17 protein-coding genes are annotated in these 24030 nt (G+C 65.4%); 6 read left to right on the forward strand and 11 right to left on the reverse strand.

Annotation, left to right across the window (positions count from 1 at the left end; all coding sequences use genetic code 11):
• Positions 1 to 61: 61 nt before the first annotated feature.
• Positions 62 to 856, forward strand: coding sequence for a phytanoyl-CoA dioxygenase family protein (locus tag K0B96_RS00070; protein WP_220162370.1), 795 nt, complete (start codon positions 62 to 64; stop codon positions 854 to 856).
• Positions 857 to 877: 21 nt separating this feature from the next.
• Here K0B96_RS00070 and K0B96_RS00075 read toward each other — a convergent pair whose 3' ends face one another.
• The 10 genes from K0B96_RS00075 to K0B96_RS00120 all read right to left on the reverse strand — a co-directional run bounded on the left by K0B96_RS00075 (position 878) and on the right by K0B96_RS00120 (position 12769).
• On the reverse strand, positions 878 to 2326 hold the full coding sequence (locus K0B96_RS00075) for an ADP-ribosylglycohydrolase family protein (RefSeq protein WP_220162372.1): 1449 nt from the start codon (positions 2324 to 2326) through the stop codon (positions 878 to 880).
• Positions 2327 to 2522: 196 nt separating this feature from the next.
• A complete protein-coding gene (locus K0B96_RS00080; protein WP_220162374.1) occupies positions 2523 to 3779 on the reverse strand; it encodes a 6-phosphofructokinase in 1257 nt (418 codons plus the stop codon).
• 321 nt (positions 3780 to 4100) lie between these two features.
• Positions 4101 to 5537 carry an adenylosuccinate lyase gene (gene purB / locus K0B96_RS00085; RefSeq protein ID WP_345779912.1) on the reverse strand — a complete coding sequence of 479 codons (1437 nt, stop codon included), beginning with the start codon at positions 5535 to 5537 and terminating at the stop codon, positions 4101 to 4103.
• A complete protein-coding gene (ppnP, locus tag K0B96_RS00090) occupies positions 5534 to 5860 on the reverse strand; it encodes a pyrimidine/purine nucleoside phosphorylase (protein WP_220162377.1) in 327 nt (108 codons plus the stop codon). The genes purB and ppnP overlap by 4 nt, the downstream gene beginning before the upstream one ends.
• Before the next feature lie 118 nt (positions 5861 to 5978).
• Positions 5979 to 7091 carry a DNA polymerase III subunit delta gene (holA, locus tag K0B96_RS00095; protein ID WP_220162379.1) on the reverse strand — a complete coding sequence of 371 codons (1113 nt, stop codon included), beginning with the start codon at positions 7089 to 7091 and terminating at the stop codon, positions 5979 to 5981.
• On the reverse strand, positions 7088 to 8167 hold the full coding sequence (locus K0B96_RS00100) for a hypothetical protein (protein ID WP_220162381.1): 1080 nt from the start codon (positions 8165 to 8167) through the stop codon (positions 7088 to 7090). The genes holA and K0B96_RS00100 overlap by 4 nt, the downstream gene beginning before the upstream one ends.
• 78 nt (positions 8168 to 8245) lie before the next feature.
• Complete coding sequence (locus K0B96_RS00105) at positions 8246 to 8899, reverse strand: trimeric intracellular cation channel family protein (RefSeq protein ID WP_220162383.1); 654 nt, start codon at positions 8897 to 8899, stop codon at positions 8246 to 8248.
• Positions 8900 to 8995: 96 nt separating this feature from the next.
• Positions 8996 to 10399, reverse strand: coding sequence for a hypothetical protein (locus K0B96_RS00110; protein WP_220162385.1), 1404 nt, complete (start codon positions 10397 to 10399; stop codon positions 8996 to 8998).
• Positions 10400 to 10678: 279 nt separating this feature from the next.
• Positions 10679 to 11701 (reverse strand): type II asparaginase, encoded by a 1023-nt coding sequence (locus K0B96_RS00115; RefSeq protein ID WP_220162394.1) that lies wholly within the window; start codon positions 11699 to 11701, stop codon positions 10679 to 10681.
• 84 nt (positions 11702 to 11785) lie between these two features.
• Complete coding sequence (locus K0B96_RS00120) at positions 11786 to 12769, reverse strand: phosphotransferase family protein (RefSeq protein ID WP_220162396.1); 984 nt, start codon at positions 12767 to 12769, stop codon at positions 11786 to 11788.
• A 238-nt stretch (positions 12770 to 13007) separates the two neighbouring features.
• On the opposite strand from K0B96_RS00120, the gene K0B96_RS00125 reads away from it, so the two are divergent.
• The 5 genes from K0B96_RS00125 to K0B96_RS00145 all read left to right on the forward strand — a co-directional run bounded on the left by K0B96_RS00125 (position 13008) and on the right by K0B96_RS00145 (position 21147).
• Complete coding sequence (locus tag K0B96_RS00125) at positions 13008 to 14423, forward strand: sulfatase (protein ID WP_220162398.1); 1416 nt, start codon at positions 13008 to 13010, stop codon at positions 14421 to 14423.
• Positions 14424 to 14739: 316 nt separating this feature from the next.
• Entirely contained in the window at positions 14740 to 15927 is a 1188-nt protein-coding gene (locus K0B96_RS00130) for a sensor histidine kinase (protein WP_220162400.1), read from the forward strand.
• Entirely contained in the window at positions 15924 to 16607 is a 684-nt protein-coding gene (locus K0B96_RS00135) for a response regulator (RefSeq protein WP_220162402.1), read from the forward strand. The genes K0B96_RS00130 and K0B96_RS00135 overlap by 4 nt, the downstream gene beginning before the upstream one ends.
• Positions 16608 to 17154: 547 nt before the next feature.
• Complete coding sequence (locus K0B96_RS00140) at positions 17155 to 19938, forward strand: beta strand repeat-containing protein (RefSeq protein WP_220162404.1); 2784 nt, start codon at positions 17155 to 17157, stop codon at positions 19936 to 19938.
• A gap of 447 nt (positions 19939 to 20385) precedes the next feature.
• Positions 20386 to 21147, forward strand: a complete 762-nt coding sequence (locus K0B96_RS00145) for a helix-turn-helix transcriptional regulator (protein WP_220162406.1) — start codon at positions 20386 to 20388, stop codon at positions 21145 to 21147.
• A 76-nt stretch (positions 21148 to 21223) separates the two neighbouring features.
• On the opposite strand, the gene K0B96_RS00150 is transcribed toward K0B96_RS00145, so the two are convergent.
• The gene (locus tag K0B96_RS00150) at positions 21224 to 23983 is read right to left on the reverse strand and encodes a hypothetical protein (RefSeq protein ID WP_220162408.1); all 2760 of its coding nucleotides are present in this window, start codon (positions 23981 to 23983) and stop codon (positions 21224 to 21226) included.
• Positions 23984 to 24030 lie beyond the last annotated feature (47 nt).

Consider the following 24030-nt stretch of genomic DNA (forward strand, 5'->3'; position numbering starts at 1 on the left):
AGGAGAAGACGTTTTGCGGGCGGTGTGGCAGAGTGAGGCGGCTTCTTCCTCTCCTATTCCCATGGGCACATCCTCCTCCCCGCGCTCGTCGATCACGCCGGAATTGCGGCGGCAGTTTCAAACCGAAGGCTACTTTGTGCTGCCGGCCATCGTGCCGCCGGCGCAGGTGGCGATGATGCGCGAGACGTGTGCGACGTTTATCAAAAATTACGACGCCGAGATGGATGCGGCGGGCGTGACGCAGCAAGGGATCAACATCAAGGGGAGCCGCTACTTCATCGCGAATCGCCACCGTGGCAGCCGGCTGGGCGAGTTTATCTTCAGCGATTTGATGGCGGAGATTTGCCGGGCGACTCTCGGCGACTCCGCGTATTTGTTTTGGGAGCAGTTCGTCGTGAAGGGGCCGGAGAAAGGCGCCAAGTTTAGCTGGCACCAGGATTCGGGTTACGTCGGCACGCCGCACCGGCCGTATATCACGTGCTGGGTGACGCTCGACGACGTGACGGAGGCCAATGGCACCGTGTATATCCTGCCGTATTCACGCGCGGGCTCACGGGACTTGCAGCCGCACGTGAAAAACGCGGAGACGAACGATCTGGAGGGCTATTTCGGCGCGGACCCGGGCGACCCGGTGATCGTGCCGGCGGGAAGCATCGCGGTGTTTTCGAGCCACGTGTTTCACCGCAGCGGTTTCAATACGACCCCGCACTGGCGCCGCGTTTATCTGCCGCAGTATTCGGCGGAACCGATTCGACGGGCGGATGGATCGCTGGTGGCGTTTGCGGAGCCGTTTCTCGAGGATGGTAAGCGCGTGGCGGCTGCGGGGCCAGGCGATGCGGACACGCGGGCGAGCTGAGGAGCAGCGCCCGCGCACCGGTTATTTCTTCGCGAGGGTGGCGGCGGCGCGGGCGACGTCTTCCGCCGTTTGGTGCAGCGGGCGGTCAGCGTAGTCCTGCAGGCCGGTCCGCAAGCGATCGCGCAAGGGCGTGAGCCACTCCGCGGGCACGGCGGATTCTCCGCCGCGCAGGCCGAACAAGCTGCCGCACGTAGCGCCGTTGCAGTCGGTGTCGAAACCGGCCGCGACCGCGAGGCGGATCGTCGTCGTGAAATCCTCGCCGCCGCACAAGAGGCTGGCGGCCACCACCTGCGCGTTGGGAATCGTGTGACACCAGTCGTGCGCGGAGAGCTCGTTCCACTCGGCGTGAATGCTGGCGATGAGCGTGTCGAAATCCGCGCCCGCAGCGTGTTCGACTAGGATGCGTTCGACGCCGGCTTGGAGCCGCGACCGGCGAGGCACTTGCGCGAGACCCGCGCGGATAATATCCGGCCACGGGTGAACGACGTAGGCCGCCGCCAGCATGGCCGCGACCCACATCTCACCGTAAATGCCGTTCTTGACGTGGCTGATGGAGGCATCGCGCCAGGCCCACTCGGCGGCTTGCGCCGGATCGCCGGGCGCGGCGTAGCCGAAAAAGTCCGCGCGAATCTGCGCGCCGATCCATTCGCGATAGGGATTGCGCACCACTGCGCTGCGTGGCGGCAGGCAGCCACTGATGAAGTTGCGATAGGCCACGCGTTCGGCGGTGCAGGTGGCGTTGATCGGAAGCTGATCGCACCACAATGTCGCCATATTGACGGGAGTAAAATCGCGTCCGTGCCGCCGCATGACCTCCATGCCGATCAGGGTGTAGTTGATATCATCGTCGCTGGGAAAGCCGTCGGTGCGATCAATGTAGAAAGCGGTCATCATCGGGCGGATGGGGCGCAGCGGTTTGGCGGCCATGATGCGGCGCAATTCGGCGGGCGTGGGCGAGCGCTGGTATTGGCGCAACGGCCAGTTGCCGGTCTCCTCCGCCCAGCGGCGAATCGATCGCTGATCCGCGCTTTCGAAAGGTTTGCCGAGCATGCAGCCCGCCACGCGGCCGAGAAAGGCGCCGCGCACGCGGTCCGCCATCTTCGCCCGGGAACCCCGCCACGGCGGCAGCGCGCCTCCGCGGCGGCGTTGGGCGCGAATCCCTTTCAAATCGCTGGGTTCCACGAACGGATAATCCGGGCGCATCGGCAACGCCGATACGCGATCGAGCAGGGCGCCGGCGTCGGCGAACCACTGCGCACCGCGGCGGCCGGTCAACAGCTGTTCGAGGTAACCGGCGTCCGGCTCAACGGCCGCGAGGCGGGCAAATTCTTTGGCGACGGAGGACAGGTCGCGCCCTTCCTGTTCGGCCTGCAGTGCTTCGGTGCCGAGATCACAACCGTAAAGCCAAAGCTCACGATTGGCCCACGGCACGAACTGCGACCACTCCGACGGCGAAAAAGTTGACGACATGCGCCCGAGTCCAACGAACACCGCGGCGGATACAAGCCGGATGGCGCCGCGAAAAGCGGGGGCGGCCGCGCGCGGCGGCGTGGCTGGTGTCGCGACGCGTTTGGCGTGCGGAAGCGAATTCACGGGCGCACAAAAAAGCCGGTCCGTGCAGGACCGGCTGAACATTGCAACGCGCGCGACGCGCCGCAGAGGGCACTCAGCCTTCGTAGGCGGCGAGGGTCTTGTCGACGCGCTGGCGGCCGAAATGCGAGAAGGAGGGCACGCCGTTATCGAAGGGCGGCTGCACTTCGCCTTGAATCAGCGGTTGGGCGTAGCGCAGGAATTGGAAGTTCATGCTGATGCCGTCTTCGTTGATCCACTCGCGGGGCAGCTTCTTCACACCGTTGGCGATGTCGGAGAGCGGGGTGAGGCTGGTTTCGCAGGTGTATTGATCGGTCTCGCCACGCACGAGGGTGACCATGACGTCGGTCTCGCCATTGATGGCGGCCTGGACGGCTTTCTGGCCGGCGAGGAAGGCTTCGTCGGAATCGGTCTTCGAAGCGAGGTGAGCGGCGGCGCGCTGCATGAGGCCGGGCTTGGCGACGCGCGCTTTCACGCCGGGAAGATTATTGGCGATGACTTCGCTGAGGAATTCGCCGGCGCCGCCGAGCTGGGCGTGGCCGAAGGCATCCGTGGCACCGTCGGCCGCGACGTAGTTGCCGTCGCCATCGGTGAGGCCTTCCGCGACGACGACCTGGCAATAGCGTTCGCGTTTCAGCACGCGGCGGACGTCTTCGAGAAACTTCTCCTGATTGAACGGAATTTCGGGGAGGAGGATGATGTGCGGCGCATCGTGCGGATGGTCGCGGCGCTTCGCGAGCGCGGCGCCGGCGGCGATCCAGCCAGCGCTGCGGCCCATGACTTCGACGATCGAGACGAGGTCGCCCTGGCCCATCGCTTCGTTGTCGCAGGCGAGTTCACGCAGCGAGGTGGCGAGGTATTTGATGGTGCTGCCGTAGCCGGGGCAGTGGTCGGTGACGGTGAGATCGTTGTCGATGGTCTTGGGCACCCCGATGACGCGCAGTTCGTGGCCTTGTTGTTGCGCGAGTTTGGAAATCTTGTCGGCCGTATCCTGCGAATCGTTGCCGCCGATGTAGAAGAAATAGCGGATGTTGTGGGCCTTGAAAATCTCGATGACGCGATCGAAATCCTGCTGTTTTTTGAGCTTGTAGCGGCACGTGCCGAGGGCGGCGCCGGGGGTGTGGCGGAGACCGCGGATGGCCTGCTGCGATTCCGCGGCGAGGTCGATCAGATCTTCGTTCAAAATGCCGAGCACGCCGTTGAGCGAGCCGTAGATTTCTTCAATGCACTCGTGGTTCAGGGCTTCGGAAACAATGCCCGCGAGGCTGGAATTAATTACGGCAGTGGGGCCGCCAGATTGGCCCACCAAGACATTTCCTACGAGTTCAGCCATGAGAGTGTGAATAAAGGGTTGGAGAGAACGCTAAAGGGGCAAGAAAGCGGGTCGCCGGACGGGGATGCAAACTCAAATTTCCCGGGGAAAGTGCGCCGGGCATCGCCGTCGCGAACGGGTCTTCTGCGGCTGCCGCGGCCGTGCGCCCGCGGGGAAATGGGAAGGAAAGTCCGTTGGGCTGGCCGGCGTTGAGCGAGCCCCACGGGGCCTTGATCTCTCGCGCGCGGCCTCTGGTTTTTCTCGCCGCGATGGCTGGCGCGCCAGTCGCGAAGCGTATCGGTGGCCGACGACGAGGCGGTGAGACAAAGAGGGGCGGCCCGGTCAGAGCAACCGGGCGGGCTCGTAGTCGGCGGAGCCTTTGAAGCGTTTCGCGAGCGGTTTCACGTCGTCGACAAACGCATCGACTTGATGCGGCGCCGAGCCGACGAAGCGGTGAGCTTCGGCGAGGATCGCTGAAAGGGCGCGTTTGCCGAGGCCGATGCGTTTGTCGCCCGCGAGGCGGGCGAGCAGATCGGCATCGCCGCCGGAACGCAGCGCTTTCGCCGCGGCGAGGGCATGCTCCTTGATCGCTTCGTGCGCGGTCTCGCGGCCGGCGCCCTGCTTGACCGCCTCCATGAGAATGGTGGTCGTGGTGAGGAACGGGAGGTTGCGCTCGTTTTCCGCCGCGATGGCGGCGGGGAAAACCTCCATCTGGCGCAGCACGGTGAGAAACGTTTCGAGCGAGCCGTCGAGCGCGTAAAAGGCGTCGGGCAGCGCGACACGGCGGACGACGGAGCAGGAGACATCGCCTTCGTTCCACTGGTGGCCGGCGAGCGCGCCCGTCATCGTGACGTAGCCGCTGAGGATCGTCGCGAAGCCGCAGATGCGCTCGCAGTTGCGGGCGTTGACCTTGTGCGGCATGGCGGACGAGCCGACCTGGCCGGGCTGAAACCCTTCCGTGAGCAAACCCGCGCCGGCCATGAGGCGGATCGTGGTGGCGAAACTGGCGGCGGCCGCGGCGACTTGGTGGAGCGCGGTGACGGCGTCGAAATCGAGGCTGCGCGGATAGACCTGGCCGACGGCGGTGAGCGAAGCTTTGAAGCCGAGGTGGCGCAGTACGCGTTGCTCGAGTTGATCGACCTTGCCGGCATCGCCGCCGAGGAGCGTGAGCTGATCGAGCTGCGTGCCGACGGCGCCTTTGAGGCCGCGCACGGGGTAACGCGCGATGAGTTCATCGAGCCGGGCGAATGCGATCTGCAATTCCTGGCCGAACATGGCGAGGCGTTTGCCGAGCGTGGTCGGTTGCGCGGGCACGTTGTGCGTGCGGCCGGTGATCATCACGTCGCGGTGCGCTTCCGCCTGGCGGCTGAGCGCGAGGAGGGCGGCGGCGACTTTGAAGCGGACGAGTTCGAGCGCGCGGATGATCTGGAGTTGCTCGACGTTTTCCGTGAGATCGCGGCTGGTGAGGCCGAGGTGGATGAACTGGCGGTGGGCGAGTTCGGAGAACTCTTCGATCCGCGCCTTCACGTCGTGCAGGGTGACGCGTTCGCGCTGGGCGATCGATTCGAGGTCAATCTGGGTTTTGACGCGTTCATAGTCCTTGATCGCATCGGCGGGGATCGGCACGCCGAGATCGCGCTGCGCCTTCATCACGGCGATCCAGAAATCGCGTTCGAGGCCCACGCGCCCGCGCGGCGACCAGAGGTTCTTCATCGCGGCCGAGGCGTAACGCTCGGCCAGGACATTCGAGATGACGTCGGGCGCGCTCACGGCGGTCACAGAAACGAGCAGATGTATTCCGCCACGCCAGTGGCGACGGTGATGGTGAAGCCGGCATTGCCGGCGACGTCGAAGTGCTGGCCGGCGGCGTAGGACTGCGCGGTGGACGCGCCGTCGAGGAGGACGCTGCAGGTGCCGGCGACGATTTCCATGCGCTCGGGTGCGCCGGTCTTGAAATGAAAGGAGCCGGGGAAGACGAGGCCGAGGGTCTTCTTCGAACCGTCCGCGAAGAGGAGCGTGTGGCTGACGACTTTGCCGTCAAAATAGAGATTGGCCTTGGTGACGACGGTGACGTCGGAAAATTGAGTCGGGAGCGAGGACATCAGGCCGAGCGAAGCGCTTGCGCGCGTGGCAGGCAATGCGGAATGGCGCCGGCCGGAGGGTGAGAAGACGCGCAGGAAGAACCGCTGGTGCGTTCCGCTCGAGGCGCGCGGGCTTGGATTACGCCGCGGGGGCGAGGCAGCGGACGATCATCTCGCGCAATACGTCTTCGGCTTCGCGCGGGCGTTGCACGAGTTCTTCGAAGGCGTTGATGAATTCCTGCTGGTTGTCGATCAACCGGCGGAGCGGGGGCAACTTGCCGCCGGGCGCGAGTTTGCCGACATACCACGCGTTTTGCGTGAAGATGTTGTAGGCGCTTTTGTCGGCGGCGGCGGCGCCGAATTTGCCGGTGTAGCTGGCGGCGGCGCGTGAGAGGCCGTCGGCGCCGCGGGGGCCGAGGCGCACGTCGCCGGCGTCGGCCAGCGCGCGGAGCTGCAGGAGGATGCGGTTGCGGTTCTGCAGCGAGGAAATGACCGGGCGGGCGTCGCCACCGCTGAAGAAATGGCGCTCCAGCGCGGCGAGTGTCCAGGGCAGATCGCCGGTGAAAAACGCTTCCGCGGTTTCGAAGAAATCGCCTTCGGCGGCGTTGGGCGTGAGTTCGGCGACGAGCGATTCCTCGATGGTGCCGCCTTCGTCGATGGAGGTGGCGAGCTTGCGCACTTCTTCGACGAGGAGGCGGGTGTTGCTGCCGACTTTGGCGAGGAGGAGTTTGGCGGCATCGGGCGTGAGTTTGACGCCGAGGGTGCGCGCTTCGCCGAGGGCGACGCCGGTCAGCGCTTCCGCGGCGGAATCGCCATCGCCGCCGACGAGGGCGAAGTCGGCGTTTTTCTCGCACCATTTGGGAAACGAGCGGCGGCGGTCGATGGGGGCCGCGGTGAGGAGCACGGCGGTTTCGGCGGGGTTGAGCGTGGTGAGCAGTTCCTGGAGGTCGGCGACGAGTTTGAGGGTGCCGTCGGCGCGGCCGGTGGGCGAGTCGGCGAGGAAGTTGATGTCCTTGAGCCAGACGACGCGTTGACCGCCGAACATGGGCACGGTTTGCACGGCATCGCGAAAGCGGGCGATGGCGGACTCGACCTCGCCGACGTTGGCGGCGAAGCCGCTGAGGATGTCGCGGGAAAAATCGTCGGCGCCGGATTCGGCGGCGAGGGCGGCGAAGCGTTCGCGGCCGAGGCGGTCGACGAGAAAATCGTCCGCGCCGCAGACGAAGGTGAAGTTTTTGGCGGCGGCGCTCACAGGAAAAAGTCGGATTGGAAGATGGGCGCGTTGGGCTCGCGGGAGAGTTGGAGGCGCATGCTTTGGAGGTTTTCCCGCACGAGTTCGCCCATGGTTTCGCAGGCGAGGTAGCTGCGGCGTTGGAAATGTTCGGCGAGTTGTTCGCGCAGTTCGTGCACTTGGGCGAGGGGCGCGATGGGATCGCGGGCCATCGCCTCCATGAGCACGCCGAGGCGGAGGGCGGCGAGTTCGGCCCGCTGGAGCATGAGCGTCTCCTCCTCGCGCTGGTATTGCGCGGCGGTTTTGGAGTGGAGGTGTTTCACGCAGTAGAGCACGAGGGGCGCGTTCTCCTTGAAAAATTGCGGGAGGTAAAAGCGTTTTCGCCCGTCGAACGACTGCTGGTCGAAATCCATGGAGCGGATGCGGACTTGCGCGCCTTCGAAGTCGGGGGTGATGACGAAGACGAAATTATACGAACGCATGTCGCCGAGCAGGCGCATGAAGCAGCGGGCGTTGAACTTGGTGAGTTCCTTGGCGACGCGGATGGGGCGGAGGTCGGGGTTTTGGAGCCAGCGGTCGATGAAGACATCTCCGGGGATGCCGGCGATGTGTTCTTCGACGAGGGTGTCGCCGCAGGTGATGTAGTTGAGGCGGTTGGGCGAGAGGAGGTGCTCGAGCTCGAGGCCGTAGACGCGCGAGGCGTCGGCTTTCTTGATGTAGAAATAGTCCTGATTGTCGTTATAGGCGTTAACGATGCGGATGCGGAAGGGCATCGAGTTGCCGAAGCTGCAGAAGTCGACGCGATCGATGTAGAGATGTTGAACGACCGAGAAATCGCCGTCGACCTTGAGGAGGGCGTAGATGTGTTTCAGGTCGGCGTAGAGCTGGCCCATCTCGTGTTGTTCGTAAACGACGCTGTCCCACAACGTGGGCTGGCCGGTTTCGTCGGCGAGAGCCATGGCTTCGTGAAAGCCGCGCAGGCGTTCGTAGGTGACGGGGAGGGCGCGCTCGCGGCGGTAGCGTTGCAGGTAGGCCCGCAAGTCGGCGCCGATGGGATAGCTCGGTTTTTTCTGGGTCGCCGCTTGTTGCTGGGCCATGCGCGCACTGTAGGAGGCACGGAGGGCGTGACAACTCCGCCGTCAATCGATCGTCGCGCTCGCGGCGCAGCGGTGGCCTTACGGGGCGGGCGGGAGCGCGTCGGTCGGCGCGATGGGAGCGGTGCGCCAGTTGAAGCTGACGGTGAGCACGCGCACGAGAAAGGTGAGCGTCGTGGCGAGGAGGGCGGCCATCGTGCCGGGCAGCTGGAGTTGCACGACGAGAAACACGAAGGTCACTGCGCCAAGGAGGGCCGCGAGGACGTAGAACTGCCCGGGGCGGAACACGAGCGGTTCCTCACCGGTGAGCAGATCGCGGACGAGGCCGCCGCCGGCGGCGTTGATCACGCCGACCAACACGGCGGCGGGCGCGGCGAGGCCGGCGTGGAGGGATTTTTGCACGCCGAAACACGCGTAAGCGCCAAGGCCGAGCGCATCGATGAGTGCGATCACGCGGCGAAAGCGGTGCACGTGTGAGCCGAGCGCCATCGCGGCGACGACGCCCGCAAGCACGACGTAAATGTAGGCCGGGTTGGTGAGCAGCGCAGTCGACGAGGCGCGAATGAACAAGGCGTCGCGCAGGAGGCCGCCGCCGATGCCGGAGGCCAGGGCGAGAAAAAACAGGCCCACGACATCGTAGCCGCGCTTGATCGCGGCAAGCGCGCCGGTCATCGCGAAGGCAAACGTCGCGCCGAGATCGAACCAGATGGGGAGTTGGAAATCGGAAGCGGTCATGGAGGAGAGACGGTGCGACGCGGCGCGCGCAGCGAGAGGCGAATCGGGCCGGGCGGGGTCGCAGGCGGGAGGAAGCGTTAACGCGCGTGGGCGGAGTTAATTCTGGCCGGAGGCGTGGGCAGACGGAGTTGCAGCGGGAGCGGCGGCGGAGGATTTTTCCCGCGCGAGGTAGTCGGTCCAGAGAGGAAAAATGTAGTCGGAGCCGAGGGGCTGGAGATCTTGCTCCAGCCAGACGATCCGCTCCTGGCCGAGGGACCAGCCGCGGTAGCCTTCGCGTGCTTTGAACAATAGATCGCCGATGCCGACTGACATGCGTTGCGCGATGGAGCGGCCGGCAGCGTCGTCGCGCCAGGCGCCGATGGCGTGGAGGGTGGCGGCGATGCTGAGTTGGAGCATGGAGCCTTCAAACGCGTAAGAGGTGCTGCTGCGCATGCCGTTCCAATCGGTCGATTCGAATTCGGCGCACATGCCGATCTGGCCTTCGAAGGGGGAGAGGGTGGCGGCGCTGGCGCGCTGGAGGAGATGCGTGCGGTTGTCGCCACAGATGGTGACAATGGTGCGGGCGGTTTTGCAGAACTGGCGGTTGGCTTGGGTGCGATAGAGTTCCCACGGTTGGGCGAGCGTGTAGCCGAGGTAGGTGAAGTCGTTGCGCACGCCGGCGCCGTGGCCCACGGTGCCGCCGAGTTTTTCGCCGGCGCTTTCGCCGGGCGCGCGGAAGGTGCCGCCGTTCATCAACAAGTCGCGCATCGCGGGCGTGTGCGTCCAGCACCGGAGGACGTTACGGAAATTGGCGATGCGCAGCTGTTCGGTGAACGCGTCGAAATCGAAGGTGCGGAAAAACGCGTTGAGTTCGTCGGCGCCGAAATAGAGCGACGCGGCGGTCATGACGTCGACGTAGCCTTCGACGATGTTGGGGTTCCAGCTCTTCTGATAGAGGGCGACGCCATCGAGGAGCACGCCGAAATCGTTGTCATCATCGAGGGTGAAGTGGCCGGCGATGGCGAACGCGTGCATGAGCAGATCGGCGCGGCGGTGCTCCTCGGGCGAGAGGGCGTCCCAGACGGCGGGCGTGCGGCGGGCAAGGAGAAGGATTTGCGCGGCGGAGTTGTGGCTCCAGCCGCCGAGGCCGCCGAGCGCTTCGGGTTCGCGGGTGTTGCCGTCGGCGTCGGGCTCGCTGACGAGGAAGGTGCGGATTTTCGCGGCCACGGCGGCGGCGAGGGTGGAATCGCCGGCGGGGTGGAGCGGATCGAAATGAGCGGAGAGCGCGAGGAGCTGGAGCGCGAAAACGTGCGGGAGCTCATGATAGCGTTTGCCGGGGGAAAATTTCCAACGGGGCGCGGGCTCGGCGAGGGCGCGCGCGAGGAGTGGCTCGGGAAACGGAATCAGAGTGGAGGCGGGCGCGGACGGGGCGGCGGTCGCGGGCGAGGGTTGAGCGTGCGCGAGCGGCGCGGCAAACGTGAGGGCGCAGAGGGCGGCGAGGAGGGAGCGGCGAGCGAGCATGGAATGAAATTGCGGGAGGTGGACGGGCGAGGCGAACCAAAGAAAAGAAACGGGGCGGCGCGCGGCGTCGATGTTTTCAGCGCGGGACGTTGGCGTGCCAAGAAGCGAGGCGGCGAGGAATGGACGCCGGCGAAGAGGCGGAAGCAACGAGGACGCGTTGGCGGCGCACGAGGCGCGGAGCGGCTGATGGCGGTTGACCGATGCCTGGCGCGCGGCGGGCGTCGGCGGGCATCGCTTCGGCCGACGGGTGGCGAGCGCCAGCGGGGCGTGCAGGCCTGATCAGTAAGTGAAGAAAATTTCCTGGAGCTCGCGCGGGTCGCGGGTGCGCGTGAGCGCGAGCATGAGGAGGACGCGGGCTTTTTGCGGGTTGAGCTCGTCGGCGGCGATGAAGCCGTGGCGGTCGTCGTCGATCTCGATGTTGCGTTCCACGACGCCACCGCCGGTGCGCGAACTGCGCACCACGGCAACGCCGCGCGAGACGGCGTCGGCACACGCGGCGAGGGCGGCGCTGCTCATGTTGCCATCGCCGACGCCGGCGATGACGAGGCCGGCCGCGCCGGTTTGCACGGCGGCATCGATCAACTCGCGGGTGAGTCCGGCGTGGGCGTAGAGAATATGGACGCGTGGCAGAGCGGTGAGTCCATCAAGCGAAAATGCGCTGCCGCTCGTGTGGCGGCGGGGCGGCGCGCCGAAGAAGTGGAGGCGGCCGGCGTTGACGAGGCCGGCGAGGCCGCGATTGGGGGATTTGAACGTGCCGAGCTGCGTGGTGTTGGTCTTGACGACCTCGCGGGCGAAATGGATTTCGTCGTTGGCGACGACGAGGACGCCGCGGCCGCGGGAGTCGGGATGCGTGGCGACAGCGAGCGCGTTATAGAGATTCATCGGGCCATCCGCGCTGATCGCGGTGGCGGGACGCATCGCGCCGACGAGGACAACGGGTTGGTCGGACGCGAGGATGAGGTTCAGGAAATACGCGGTTTCCTCCATCGTATCGGTGCCGTGCGTGACGACGACGCCGGCGACCTCGGCGGAGGCGAGCGCGGTGTCGGCGCGGGCGGCGAGATTGAGCCAGACGGTTTCGTCCATGTCCTGACTGCCGAGGCGCGCGACCTGTTCGATCTCGAGCTGGGCGATGTCGGCGAGTTGCGGGAGCGCGGTGATGAGATTGTCGATGGAGAAGGCGCCGGCTTGGTAGCCGCGGCTGGTGGTCGTGAGTTGGGCGCCGGCGATGGTGCCGCCGGTCGCGAGGAGGCGGACGCGCGGGAGTGGGTTCAGAAAGGGCGTGGCGGAGGCGCGTGGCATGAGGAGGGAGCTTGAGGTGATCAGCGGCCGCTCGCAACTGCGGCGATGCGCGGTGCCCTACGCACGTTCAGATGCGCGGACGGATCAGGGCCAGAAGTGCGGCGCCACGTCGGCCCACGATTCGCACGTGAGGCTTGCGGGTTCGAGCGCGAGGGCCCCGGACACATCGTGCAGCGGGTGCAGGAGACTGTAAGCCATCAGACGCTGGCGTAATTCGTGATCGATCGGCTTTGTGAGGCCGTAGCCGGCGAAATACTCATCGAGCAGCGCAGCGCGGGTGGCGGGTAGCTCAACCGCAGCGCTGCGGCCGAGGAGGACGGTGGGAGCGGGAAAGTCGAATTCGGGTGCGCCGAAGCGAGCCTGACCGAAGTCGATGAGGCCGGAGCAGTGCCACGCGCCGTCGTTCGGGTTCGACGCAAAGAGGCAGTTCTCGGGCGCGAGGTCACCATGCAGGAGTCGCGCATCGGCTTCGCTGAGCGCGGGAGTTTTCGCGAGGACGGAGCGGATGAAGTCGGGGCCGGTGTCGCGGAGAGGAGCGGGCAATTTTTGCACGGAGGGACGCGAAGGCCATGCGGCGAGACGGGATTCGAGGAAAGCGGACCACGGAGGCGCGACGTTGGCCGGGGCGGCGGGCGGGAGCGCGTGCAGTTGCCGGAGCGCGGCGCCAAATTCGCGGGCGGCGGTGAGGCGTTCGGGGGCGGTGAGGCGCGGCCAGAGAACGTCGAGGCGTTCGCCCGGCAGGCGGTCCATCAACAGGAAAATCCAATCGTCCACCCTCCCTGTCGCAAGCAGGCGCGGCCGACGCACGGCGCAATCGCGCAGATGGTCGAGGGCGGCGATTTCCCGGTCTGCCAACTCGGCCCAAAAGTGAGGGAGGAGTTTCACTACCCATTGCTCGCCGACAGCGAAGACGGGCGATTCGCCGGTGGAAAAGCGAGCGATTGCGGACAACGGGAGATGCTGCCGCGCGAAGATTTGCGCGAGGAGAGGTTGCCACGACTCCAACGGCGAGAAGCGCATGCGGTAGTAGTCCTCGTTGGTGGCGATGCGCGGCAGCGGCGGGGTCATGGGAAGGTGGGGAAATGAATCGGACGGAAGACGGACGACGCGCCGTGCGGCGTTTCGACAACGGCCGATTTGGTCGGGTGGCGGAAATTGCTGGTCGGTGGCGTTCGACTTGGGGAGGGGCGCGTGAAGGCTCTCGGCGTTCTTCCTACCGGTGCCGAGCCCCACGCTTCATCGCCAGCGCAAATTGGCGTTGCTCGGGGCGCGACGCCGGCGCCCGTGCAAATCGTCCCTTCCGTTTATGAAATTATTCTCCGCTGTTGTTTTCTGTGTCGCGCTCGTCGCCGGCGGCACAATGTCGGCGTCGCCGGCGAAGCCCCAGGCAGCGCGCCGGCCCAATATTGTTTTCATTCTCGCCGACGATCTCGGCTGTGCGCAGGTCGGGGCTTATGGGAACTCTTATTATAAAACGCCCAACATCGACGGGCTCGGGCGCGACGGGATGCAATTCACGCAGGCGTATTCGGCGTCGCCCGTGTGTTCGCCGACGCGGTCGGCGTTGATGACCGGCAAGTCGCCGGCGCGAACGCATGTGACGGATTTTATTCCGGGCAACACGTATCCTTGGGCGCGCCTGCAGCAGCCGGCATGGCAAAGATTTCTGCCGCTAAAAGAGGTGACGATCGCCGAACGGTTGACGGAGGAAGGCTACGTGACGGGGCTCATCGGCAAATGGCATTTGGCCAAAGCGTATCTGCCGCCGGAATCGGTGGCGGAAGGCCCGGATCGGCAGGGTTTCGCGGAGACGTTCATCACGCACAAGCCCGTCCCGACGGCCGATCCGGAGAGCGATGCGCACAATGTCGGGGCGATCACGACGCGAGCGTTGCGTTTCCTCGACGAGCATCGCGCCGAGCCGTTTTTCCTGCTGGTTTCGCATAACGCCGTGCATGCGCCGATCATGGCGCCGAAAGCCCTCGTCGCGAAATATCCCGCGCAAGGAAATGGTCATCCGGAAGACGTGCCGGTGATGGCGGCGATGATGGAAATGGTGGACGACAGTGTGGGGCAGGTGCTGGCGAAGCTCGATGCACTCGGGCTGCGGGAAAACACGTTGGTGATTTTCTATTCCGACAACGGCGGACTGCTGCGCGATGCGGCGCAAACGCCGTTTCGCGGTGGCAAGGCGGAGTTACACGAGGGCGGTGTCCGCGTGCCGCTGTTAATGCGCTGGCCGGGGGTGATCGCGCCTGGGCGGGTGAGTGCGACGATGGTGAACACGATGGATTTTTTCCCGACTTTGCTGGAGCTCAGCGGCGCGCGCGCGGACGCCAATCCGCAGCTCGACGGCATCAGCCTGGCGTCGTTGATCAAGGCGGGCGTCGCCCCGGCGCGCGACACGCTCTACTGGCATTATCCGCATTATCATCCCGCGGGCAAAGGGCCGTCGGACTCGATTCGGATGGGTGACTGGAAGTTGATTGAGTTCTTCGAAGGGACGCTGGCGGGCGACGGTCCGGGGCTGGAGCTGTTCAACTTGCGCGAGGATGTCGGGGAGGAAACGAATCTCGCCGCGAGCCAACCGGAGCGGGTGGCCGCGATGCGCGCGCGCTTGGCAAAGTGGCGGAAGAAAGTCGGGGCGCAGCTCCCGACCATCAACCCGGCCTATGATGAAGCGCGCGCCGACGACTTCACTCCCGCGGCTGCGGCGCCGTGAGCAGAGTCGCGCTCGCGCGGGTGATCCTGCACCGGCCTTGTCTATAGTGGCGGTGACGCAGCGACCGAAGGCTTCGGGTCGTTAGCTGTCGGCCGTCGACGTTGCGCAGTGCGGAGGAAGGTCCCAAGCGACGTCTTCCCGGCCGGCGATTTAACAACGAGCGGCCTGACCCCGGGCGATACGCTGCGTTTACGCTGGTTTCCCGGCGGCTCGGCAACTGGTCGTATGACCGGGTTATACCTTATCGTAATTTCGTTACGGGTGTCGTTTAATCCCAGAACGGACGCGGCGTCGCCTCGACGAAGCACAGCCCGCATTGAAGCAGGTCGATCACCTACCGCTCGGCACATACCTGATGGTCATCAAGGCAGTATTAACGAAGGCGCAGCGCTCGATCCTGGAGAAACGCTACCTCGCGGCGTTACGCCTGCACCTCGACGCGGACAACTCTGCGGACCGTCGTCGCGCGCGAGCGCTGGGCAAAAAAATGCTCGCCCATGGATTTTGCCCGCTCGAACTCGCCGCCCTCCACCACCGCGCAATGATGGCGTTGCCCGATTCCACTCAGGCGCGTCCGGCCATGATGAAGGCCGCCGGGTTCTTTTTCGCTGACGTGCTGGTGCCGCTCGGCAGCGGTCAACGCCCCGTGCGCGAGGCCACTCGGCAATTGTTGCAACGCAATCGGATGTTGGAGCGGCACACGGCGGCTTTGAGGCGAAGCAACCGCAAGCATGAGTTGGAGATAGCGCGGCGCAAAGCCGGTGAAGTAAAGATCGAGCAGGCGAGGCGGCGTTACCGAAGTCTCTTCCTGGAGTCGCAGATCATGCAGCACAAGCTGCGACGTCTGACCCGGCAGATCATCGCGGCTCAAGAGGAAGAGCGCAAACGCATCAGCCGGGAGCTGCATGATGAAGTCGTGCAGACGCTGGTTGGCATCAATGTCGAACTAGCGGCCTTGGGCCACGGGGTGTTCGGGAATACTCAAATTCTGAAGCAAAAAATCGCCCGCACTCAACGGCTGGTGGCGCATTCCGTCAGCGCAGTCCACCGGTTCGCCCGCGAACTGCGACCGGCGGTGCTGGATGATTTGGGGCTGATCCCCGCGCTGGAGTCCTTCAGTCACCGCTTGGCGGCTCGGAAGAAGATGACCATCAAGATTACGGCGTTTAGCGGTGTGGAAGCGCTGAGCATTGCACGGCGGACGGTGTTGTTTCGGGTGGCTCAAGAAGCACTGAACAACGTGGCCCGCCACGCTGAGGCCACGGCCGTCCGCCTCGATATCTGGCCGTCGGCGGACCTCATCCAGATGGAAATCAGCGACAATGGAAAATCGTTCCCCGTGAAGAAAACGCTGCTCGCTCGAAACAATAAGCGGCTGGGCTTGGTGGGCATGCGAGAACGCATTGAGATGATCGGTGGGCGCCTCGTGATCGAATCCGCTTCCGGCACCGGAACCACGGTCCATGCCGAGATTCCGTTCAAAACCCAACTTCCCAAACCATGATCCCTGTCCCACCCACTCGTGTCCTCCTCGCGGAAGATCACGCCATCGTGCGCCAAGGCCTCTGCGCACTCCTCAACTCCGACGGGCGTTTCATCATCGTGGGCGAGGCCCGGACCGGCCGGGAAGCGGTCGAGATGGCGCGCGACCGCCTCCCCGATGTCATCCTGATGGACATCGCGATGCCGGTGCTCAACGGCCTGGAGGCCACGCGGCAAATTTTGTCGGCGAACCCGGCGGCCAAGGTGATCATCCTCTCCGCGCACAGTGACGATGCCTACGTCGAACGTGTGACCGAAGCCGGCGTCGTCGGATTTTTGGAGAAACAGACCTCGGCCGATGTCCTCACCAAGGCGATCTGCGAGGTCGCCCAAGGCGCCACCTTCTTCAGTCCGGCGATTGCACGCCGCCTCACCGCCATGAAGCCGGCGCCGAATCGTGACGGCGTGGTGCGACCGCGTGCCCACCGCCTCACGGCGCGCGAATCCGAAGTCCTGCAGCTCGTTGCCGAGGGCTCGACCAATAAACAGATCGCGGCCCGACTCGCGATCAACATCAAGACCGTGGAGAAACACCGCGAGCACCTGATGACGAAACTCGCCATCCATGACACCGCCGGCCTCACTCGCTATGCAATTTCCGCGGGCGTCATCGAAAGCAGTGTACAGTTAACGATCACATGAGGCGCAGGGCTGGCCGGGCTCCGGCCCGTCCGCCCCGTGGGGGCAAATTGGGGGACGCAGCTCCGCGTGGAACAAACGGTGGTTCGTTGAGCGCGGGCACTCCGCAGCCAGTCGTGCGCAGGGCCGAGGGCTGCCGGTGAGTCCGCGCCGCGAGGCTCACTCACGCTGCTGCGACCTCAGCTTTCCGGTTTCACGTTTCGGCCTGTAGGTTCGTGCCGCTCCGTGCGGCCGGCACCTAACGCGCCGACGTCTGTGTGAACAGGATGGTACACACGTTTCGCATGTAGGTGGTGGCCCGCGACGACGACCGCGTTGAGTCCGATCTTATCCACCTGTACACCGGAGAGCGCCGCGCTCGGCGCGCGCCTGGAGGAATGAGGCGCGCGGTGGCCTGCCCGTTGCTCCTGCGCACGGGCGGGCGGGTAACACCTAATAGAAGCTTCCCCCGATTTGTGCGACTCTGCGGCTGGGTTGCGCAGTGGGGCCACCCCTTTGGGCCCGCTCCACTCCGCTGGCCGCACTCCTTCCTCAACTAGAAAATACTTTCATGAAATTCAGCACCATCGTACTCGCGGCCCTTGCAGGCTTCTCAGCCGTCACGGCCCGGGCCAACAATATGGCGTCCATCGCCATCGCGCCCTCCACCGGCGCTGTCACGCTCACTCCTCGGTGGGCCATCGGCGGCAACCTCGCCGGCTTTCATGCGATGGCCCAGGATCTGTCGCTCGGCGGCGGCGCCAACCAATTCTACTCGATCAAGAGCACGGCGATTCCTGCCGGCGGCGATATCGCCGCCTTCACGCACTACATCGCCGCAAGCGGCGCGGCGACCAATCACGCGGATATCGGCAGCAAGCTCACGCCGGATTCCTATTCGGCCCTGACCTCGGCCGATCCCGACATCGGCTATGGCTCGGTCAATTTCTACCTGATCCATCACAAAGTATCCGGCGACTACTTTACAGTGATTGTGCCTAGTTCGGGCACCGCCTCGGCCGTGACGGACCTCAAGCCCATGTCCGGGCCCGGTGGGCCGGCAACATTGGGCGCGAGCGGTTACTTCGGCCTGACCTACGCGGCCAGCAATCTGGGCTATGGCCTCAACCGCTTTTACTACCTCCGCACCGATTCGGTCACGGGCTTCGCCACCTTCGGCGTGCTCGATCCCGCGTTGCTCGGCACCTCCGCCGACAAGTTCGACCTCGGCGCCCCCGGCTATAATGCCCTGACCTTCACCGGCAGCGACGTCGGCTACGGCGTGGACAAGATGTATTACCAGCGACTGGATCCGATCACGGGCTTCACCATCATGGGCACGCTCGACCCTTTGACGGGCCGCACGGCGGACATCGCCAATCTCGGCAGCGTTTACTCGACGCTCGATTTCGTCCCGGGTGACCTGGGCTTCGGCAGCGGTGATTTCTACGCGACCGGCGCGATCAACCCGACCTGGCAATCCGTGAGTTTTGCCGCGATCGCCGATCGTCTGATCAGCGCTGGTTCGTTTACGGTCCAGCCCTCGACCAGCTCCACGCTGCCGATCGCCCTCACCGTGGTGCCCGGCTCCATCGGCGCCGCGTCGATCAGCGGCCCTGTGGCCGGTGTCTTCACGATCACGCCCACCGCCCCCGGCCTCATCACGCTGCAGGCCACGCAAGCCGGGCAACTCGCGCCGATCGCCTACGAGTTCAACATGCTGCGGCAGAGTTTCACGATCACCGGCGCGGCGATCCTCGCAATCACCACGCAGCCGACTTCGCAAAGTGCCGTCACGGGCACCACGGCCAATTTCTCTGTCACCGCCAGCGGCACGACGGCGGTCACCTACCAATGGCGCAAAGCCGGCGCCAACATCACCGCCAATACGTCGGCCACCACGGCGACGCTCGCGCTGACCAATGTGCAGGCCACCGATGCGGCGAGTTACGACGTCGTGGTTTCGAACCAGTCCGGCTCGATCATCAGCAATGCGGTGACGCTCACCGTGGACTCGCCGGCCCCCGTCATCTCGAATAATCCGCTGACAGCGGCCGGCACCGTCGGCACGCCGTTCAGCTTTACGATCACCGCTTCGGGGTCGCCGACCAGCTACACCGCCGCGCCCTTGCCGGCCGGCATGAGCATCGCCGCCGCGACCGGCGTGATCACCGGTTCACCCACGGCGGCCGGCACGACCAACGTGCTGCTGGGCGCCACCAACGCGATCGGCACGGGCCACGCCACGCTGACGATCACCGTCGCCGCCGCGGGCGTCGCCCCGATCATCACCAGCGCAACCACCGCTGCGGGCGAGGTGGGGACTTCTTTCGTCACCTACTTCATCGCGGCGACCGGGTTGCCGACGAGTTACTCTGCCACCGGACTGCCTGCAGGATTAACGCTCGACCACCTCACTGGCGCGATCAACGGCACCCCGACGGTCGCGGGCACAGCCGTCGTCACGCTTCAAGCCACCAACAGCGTCGGCACCGGCACGGCTGTCCTCACAATGGTAATCGATGCCGGAGCTTCGAGCCGGATTGTGAATTTCTCCGCGCGTGCCATCTCCGGCCCCGGCGCCCAAACACTCATTGTGGGAGTCGTCGTGGCGGGTGGCGCGAAGCATGTTCTCTTGCGCGGCGTCGGACCGGCCCTGGCCGCCTATGGCGTCACCAACACCCTCGCGGACCCGATGCTTGCGCTCTATGACGCCAGCGGTGTCGTGGCTTCGAACGACGACTGGCAGATCAATCTCAACGGTCTGCCCAACGGACCCCTGATCGCGTCCACCGCTCTCGAACTCGGCGCGTTTCCGCTGCCCAATGGAAGCAAAGACTCGGCGCTCCTTGCCACGCTTACCGCCGGCGTTCACACGACGAGCATGGTTCGCCCGAACAGCACCACGGGCGTCGCCCTCACGGAAATTTACGATACCGACACGGCCCTTGGTTCCCGTCTGGTCAACGTCTCCGCGCGCATGAATGTCGGTCTGGGCGAAGGCTCCCTTATCGCCGGTCTGGTGATCGCTGGCAACGCGCCGAAAACCGTCCTGTTCCGCAGCGTCGGCCCGACCTTGTCCACCTTCGGCGTGGCGGGCGTGCTGGCCGACCCGATGATTGCGGTTTACGCGAACAACGTACTGGTCGCCAGCAATGACAACTGGGACGCCGGCGGCCTCGGCGTCGCGCAGATCATCGCGACGTCGGCGCAGGTGGGTGCCTTCCCCTTGGCCGCGGGCAGCAAGGATGCCGTGCTCCTCCTTACGCTCGCCCCCGGCTCCTACACGGTGCAAGTCACCGGCGTAGCGGGCACCACGGGCGTCGCACTCGTCGAAGTGTACGACGCGCAATAAAATCACTCGGCCAACGACGGGCTCGCGATATTCGCGAGCCCGTTTGCCGGCGGATCTCGCTCCGCCAGCCGTTCGACTTTTTTTCTAGAGGCTCACCTGCGACCATCGATCGAGCGACTGGCGGCAGGTCCATCTTCTCCCGGCTTGGAGGCCGGCGATCAGGGTGAAGACTGTGGCCAAGCTCCTCAGCGAAGCGGCGGCCGAGGGTCGGAAGTCGGCGAAATCTCGACTTCGACAAACCGATTGGGAGACATTGAGGCAGGGAGTGCGATGTTGGTTATGCCCGTCCATGGCGAATTGACCGAACCCGTGAATTGGGACGGCGGGGATTAAGGGCTCGGCGGTGGAAATTGAGAACCGTGCTTGACCCGGTGCGCTTGATTGACGGCCTTCGTCCGATGCTTTGAATCGGCCGGCCGACTTTGATATAAAAGCGCCGCGTCGCTGATGCCGATCGACCCCAACACTTGGCAGCAATTACTCCACACGGTGTTCGAAATGAATGCCTCGGGGTGCCGCACGGCGTTTAGCGAGACGGTGGTCACGGGGCTGAGCGAGATGATCGCAGCGGACGTGATTGTCTTCCACGTCCTCGATACGAAGTCGCAGCGCATCCTCACGCACATGAGGCCGCCCTCGCCTTATACCGACGAGGAGATCGCTTATTACGCGGCGCATTCCGGCGAACATCCCATCGGAGCCCACTACCTTCGCCACCCCGAGGCCGGGGCGCTGCGCGTTTCCGATGTCATCGGCGAGGAGGAATGGCTGGCGAGTGAGTATTACCGCACGTGTCTCCAGCGTCTGGGACTCGTTCACAGCCTGGTGCTGCCGGTGAAGATCGACCGTTCCGTCGTCGTGGCGTTGTCCTTCAGTCGTCGCGCGCCGGATTTCACGAAGGAGGATTGTGTGCTGCTCGATGCGTTCGGCCCGCATTTGCGCCTCGCGTGGCGGCAGCACGAAAACCCGTGGGCCGACCGCCGCGAGTTGAAATGTCGCCGGCGCCTGCAGGATCTCGGCCTCTCGCCGCGCGAGAGCGAGGTGCTCTTCTGGATGACCGAGGGCAAGGTGAACCGGGAGATCGCGACCCTGCTCGGACTCAGCCTCGGCACGGTGCAGGATTACGTCTCGTATATCCTCGCCAAACTCCAGTTGGAAAACCGGCACGCCGCGACGGTCTTTGCCATCAACCGCCTCCGGCCGCAGTAAGCGCAACGAGCTCACGCGGGGGGGCGTTATCCGCGCGCGACGCGAGGGCGCATTCGGCTCGGCGCGCTCGGTCTTGCTACTTTGTGGGGAAGCGTAACACCACGTCGGCTTCGCCGGTGAAGTTTTCCAGGCGGACGAGTTCGCGGGCGGCGTCGTAGGTGCCGCCTTCGACGCTCGTTGCGCGGGCGCCGGTGGGATGCGGGAGGCGGAACTCGACGTCGCGCGGATGGCGGGGGCCGGCGCACGTGACGTGCGCGCGGATCACGCCGTGGGCGAGGTCGGAGTCGACGCGGAAGGAGAGCGGGCCGAAATAGCTGCTCACGTTTTCCACGGAGATTGTTTTTCCGTCGGCGAGATAGTCGCGCGGCACGGTGGCGAGGAGGTGCAGGGTGTCGCCGTCTTCGAAGTAAAGCATCCAGCGCGTCTGCATCAGGAACCAGGCTTCTTCGTGCGTCTTGTGGTCGCTCGCGGGGAAGAAGTGTTCGGTGAACGTATAGGTGCTGCGATCGGCGAGCGCGGCGACGGCGTTGTAGTAAGCTTTGAGGAACGGCTTCACTTCACCGCGGTGGAGATGAACCCACGGGTGGCGGCTATAGTAAGGTTGGGAAAACGCGACGTTGTCGGCCAGCATCAGCTCGCTGTTGACGTGCAGCAGCGCGGTCGTGACGGGCTCGTCGGGGGCGAGCACTTCCTGGAACGCGAGGTAGAGCGGTCCGAGGAGGGAGTCGCGCGCGGTCATCGTGCCGTGCGTGAACACCGGTGCGCCGTCCACGTGCAGCATCATCACGCCGCGGTCTTCCGTCCATGGCGGGGCGGTGCGGGACCAGGTGCCGTCGCCGAGCGGGACGACGGGTGAACGCGCCATCGATTCGGCGAGGGCGGTGCGGAGGTCGGCGCGCAGGCTGTCGGCTTCCGCGCGCCAGCGGGCGCTGGCGGCGGGGTCGATGGCGACGAGCATTTCGGCGGCGCGGGCGAGGCCGAGGTAGGCGTAGCCGCTGAGCATGAAGGAGTGAAACGGATCGTCGGGATCGGCGACTTTGCCTTCGAGGAGGCCGTAGCCGTGGCCGCGAAGGGCTTCCGTGCGGTTGCGGGCGCGCCACGCGGCGAGAAACTCGCAGGACTTGATCACCTTCGGCGCGACTGCGCGGGCCCAGGTGTCGTCGTGCGTATAGCGATAGTGTTCGCCGATGGTCCAGAGGGCGGCGCCGGTTTCGAGCATATAGCCGTTGAAGTTCTGGATGAAGCCGTCGGCGTGTTGCTTATCGAGGAAGTAGTTGATCGCGCGGCGGGCGGTCTCGTGCCAGCCCATCGAATCCATGAACTGGATGATGGGTGCGCTTTCGGAGCCGATGGGGCTGTAGATACCGATCGTCGGGGCGAGGGTGCCATGGGGCTCGAGGCCGTAGTTGATCAAATCTAGGTGAAGCAGGCCGGCGCGCATCATTTCATCCATCCGCGGTTCGGGCAGGTGGAGGCGCGCGGCGGAGGCGAGCTTGCCGCGCCAGAAAGCCCGAGCTTCGGCGAGGCGCATGTCGAAGGACTGCGTGGCCAGGGCCGCCGCGCGCGCGGCGGAGATCGGCGAGTGGGGGACGAAGAAGTCGAAAGTGACGCTGGCGCCGGGTTGGAGGAGGACGGATTTCTCCGGCAGGTCGAGCGGACCGTCGGCGGTGCGCGACACCGCGAAGACGCGGCCGGTGGGAAACACGCCGAAGCCCGTGGCGCGGTCGAAAGTCCACGCGGGCGGCTTCATCACGGGCGGGAGCGTGGGCGAGACGCTTTTAAAGAGCGCGTAGGCGGGCGTGGCGCCGCGGTTGGTCGCGACGACGCGCGCGTAGAGGACGGTTTCCTCGGGCTGGTCGAGCTCGGTTGGACGGAGTTTCTCCAACTCGGCGCTTTGCTCGGGGGTGAACATGTGGCCGTGGCTGTAAGCGTCGGCGACGAGGTAGTGGGTGCCGCGGAGGTGAGCAGCGTCGAAGGGGGATTTTTCGTAGCTGGCGAAAAGTGTGACGTCGTAGACGAGCGCGTCATCGACGGTCTCGGCGTGGAGAATGGGGAGATCGCCGTCGTCGAGGCGGCGGGTGATGTGATCGGCGGGGCCCCAGCCGCGGCCGACGTTGAAGAGGTAGATGGGTTGTTGATCGCTGGTCTCGGGAAGCTTGAGGTCGAAACCGCTGCGTGTGGGCTGAATCGAGGTGGCGCGGGGGTCGATGCGGAAGATGCGCATGTCGCGGCTGAGGCCGAGCCATGTCTGGACTTTTTGCTCGCGGGTGTGAGTAGCGGCGTCGGGAAAGTTTTCCTCGGGTTCGCGTTCGTAGCGTTGGAGTTTGGTCAACGTGCCGCGGGCGTGCGTGGCGGCGGCGATTTGGGCGTAGGCGCGCGGGTCGCTGGCGAGGGTGATGGCAACGCCTTCCGCGGGCAGGAAAACGGGAAACTCGGTGGTGACATCGCCCGCACGGACGGTGAACGCCCAAGCGGGCGTGCGGAGCGTGACGAGGACGTCGGCGGCGGAGGCGGCGGCGGGAGGTTTTGCGGTGACGAGGAATTCGACGCGGTGCGGCGACGATGAGGCCGGGGCGCGGGGTGAGGGCACCCCGCCCACAGTGGAGGGGGCGGGCGTTCCGTCGGCAATGCGGGGTGAGAGCACCCCGCCAACAGTGAGAGGGAGGACGGCGACGGTGCCGCGGTCGGCGGTGAGTTCGAGCGCGGAGAGATCGGCGGGGGAGACGGCGGCGAGCCGGAGGGGCGTGGCGCCGGCGGAGGGCTCGGTGGAGGTTAGGGGCGCGGTCGGCTCGGATTGCGCGGAAAGCGAGAAGGCGGCGGAGACTATGAGGGCCATGACAAGAGGGAGACGGATCATGCGCGGATAGGTGAGGGGGCTTTGTC

It is taken from the genome of Horticoccus luteus, assembly GCF_019464535.1.
Taxonomy (GTDB): Bacteria; Verrucomicrobiota; Verrucomicrobiia; order Opitutales; family Opitutaceae; genus Horticoccus; species Horticoccus luteus.

What these genes read in the sequence shown, in the direction of transcription:
- K0B96_RS00140 (WP_220162404.1), top strand. Translation starts at nt 17,155, where the DNA reads ATGAAATTCAGCACCATCGTACTCGCGGCCCTTGCAGGCTTCTCAGCC.
- K0B96_RS00100 (WP_220162381.1), bottom strand. Translation starts at nt 8,167, where the DNA reads ATGGCCCAGCAACAAGCGGCGACCCAGAAAAAACCGAGCTATCCCATC.
- K0B96_RS00125 (WP_220162398.1), top strand. Translation starts at nt 13,008, where the DNA reads ATGAAATTATTCTCCGCTGTTGTTTTCTGTGTCGCGCTCGTCGCCGGC.
- K0B96_RS00120 (WP_220162396.1), bottom strand. Translation starts at nt 12,769, where the DNA reads ATGACCCCGCCGCTGCCGCGCATCGCCACCAACGAGGACTACTACCGC.
- K0B96_RS00150 (WP_220162408.1), bottom strand. Translation starts at nt 23,983, where the DNA reads ATGGCCCTCATAGTCTCCGCCGCCTTCTCGCTTTCCGCGCAATCCGAG.
- K0B96_RS00145 (WP_220162406.1), top strand. Translation starts at nt 20,386, where the DNA reads ATGCCGATCGACCCCAACACTTGGCAGCAATTACTCCACACGGTGTTC.
- K0B96_RS00105 (WP_220162383.1), bottom strand. Translation starts at nt 8,899, where the DNA reads ATGACCGCTTCCGATTTCCAACTCCCCATCTGGTTCGATCTCGGCGCG.
- K0B96_RS00080 (WP_220162374.1), bottom strand. Translation starts at nt 3,779, where the DNA reads ATGGCTGAACTCGTAGGAAATGTCTTGGTGGGCCAATCTGGCGGCCCC.
- K0B96_RS00115 (WP_220162394.1), bottom strand. Translation starts at nt 11,701, where the DNA reads ATGCCACGCGCCTCCGCCACGCCCTTTCTGAACCCACTCCCGCGCGTC.
- K0B96_RS00075 (WP_220162372.1), bottom strand. Translation starts at nt 2,326, where the DNA reads ATGTCGTCAACTTTTTCGCCGTCGGAGTGGTCGCAGTTCGTGCCGTGG.
- K0B96_RS00110 (WP_220162385.1), bottom strand. Translation starts at nt 10,399, where the DNA reads ATGCTCGCTCGCCGCTCCCTCCTCGCCGCCCTCTGCGCCCTCACGTTT.
- K0B96_RS00070 (WP_220162370.1), top strand. Translation starts at nt 62, where the DNA reads ATGGGCACATCCTCCTCCCCGCGCTCGTCGATCACGCCGGAATTGCGG.
- K0B96_RS00135 (WP_220162402.1), top strand. Translation starts at nt 15,924, where the DNA reads ATGATCCCTGTCCCACCCACTCGTGTCCTCCTCGCGGAAGATCACGCC.
- ppnP (WP_220162377.1), bottom strand. Translation starts at nt 5,860, where the DNA reads ATGTCCTCGCTCCCGACTCAATTTTCCGACGTCACCGTCGTCACCAAG.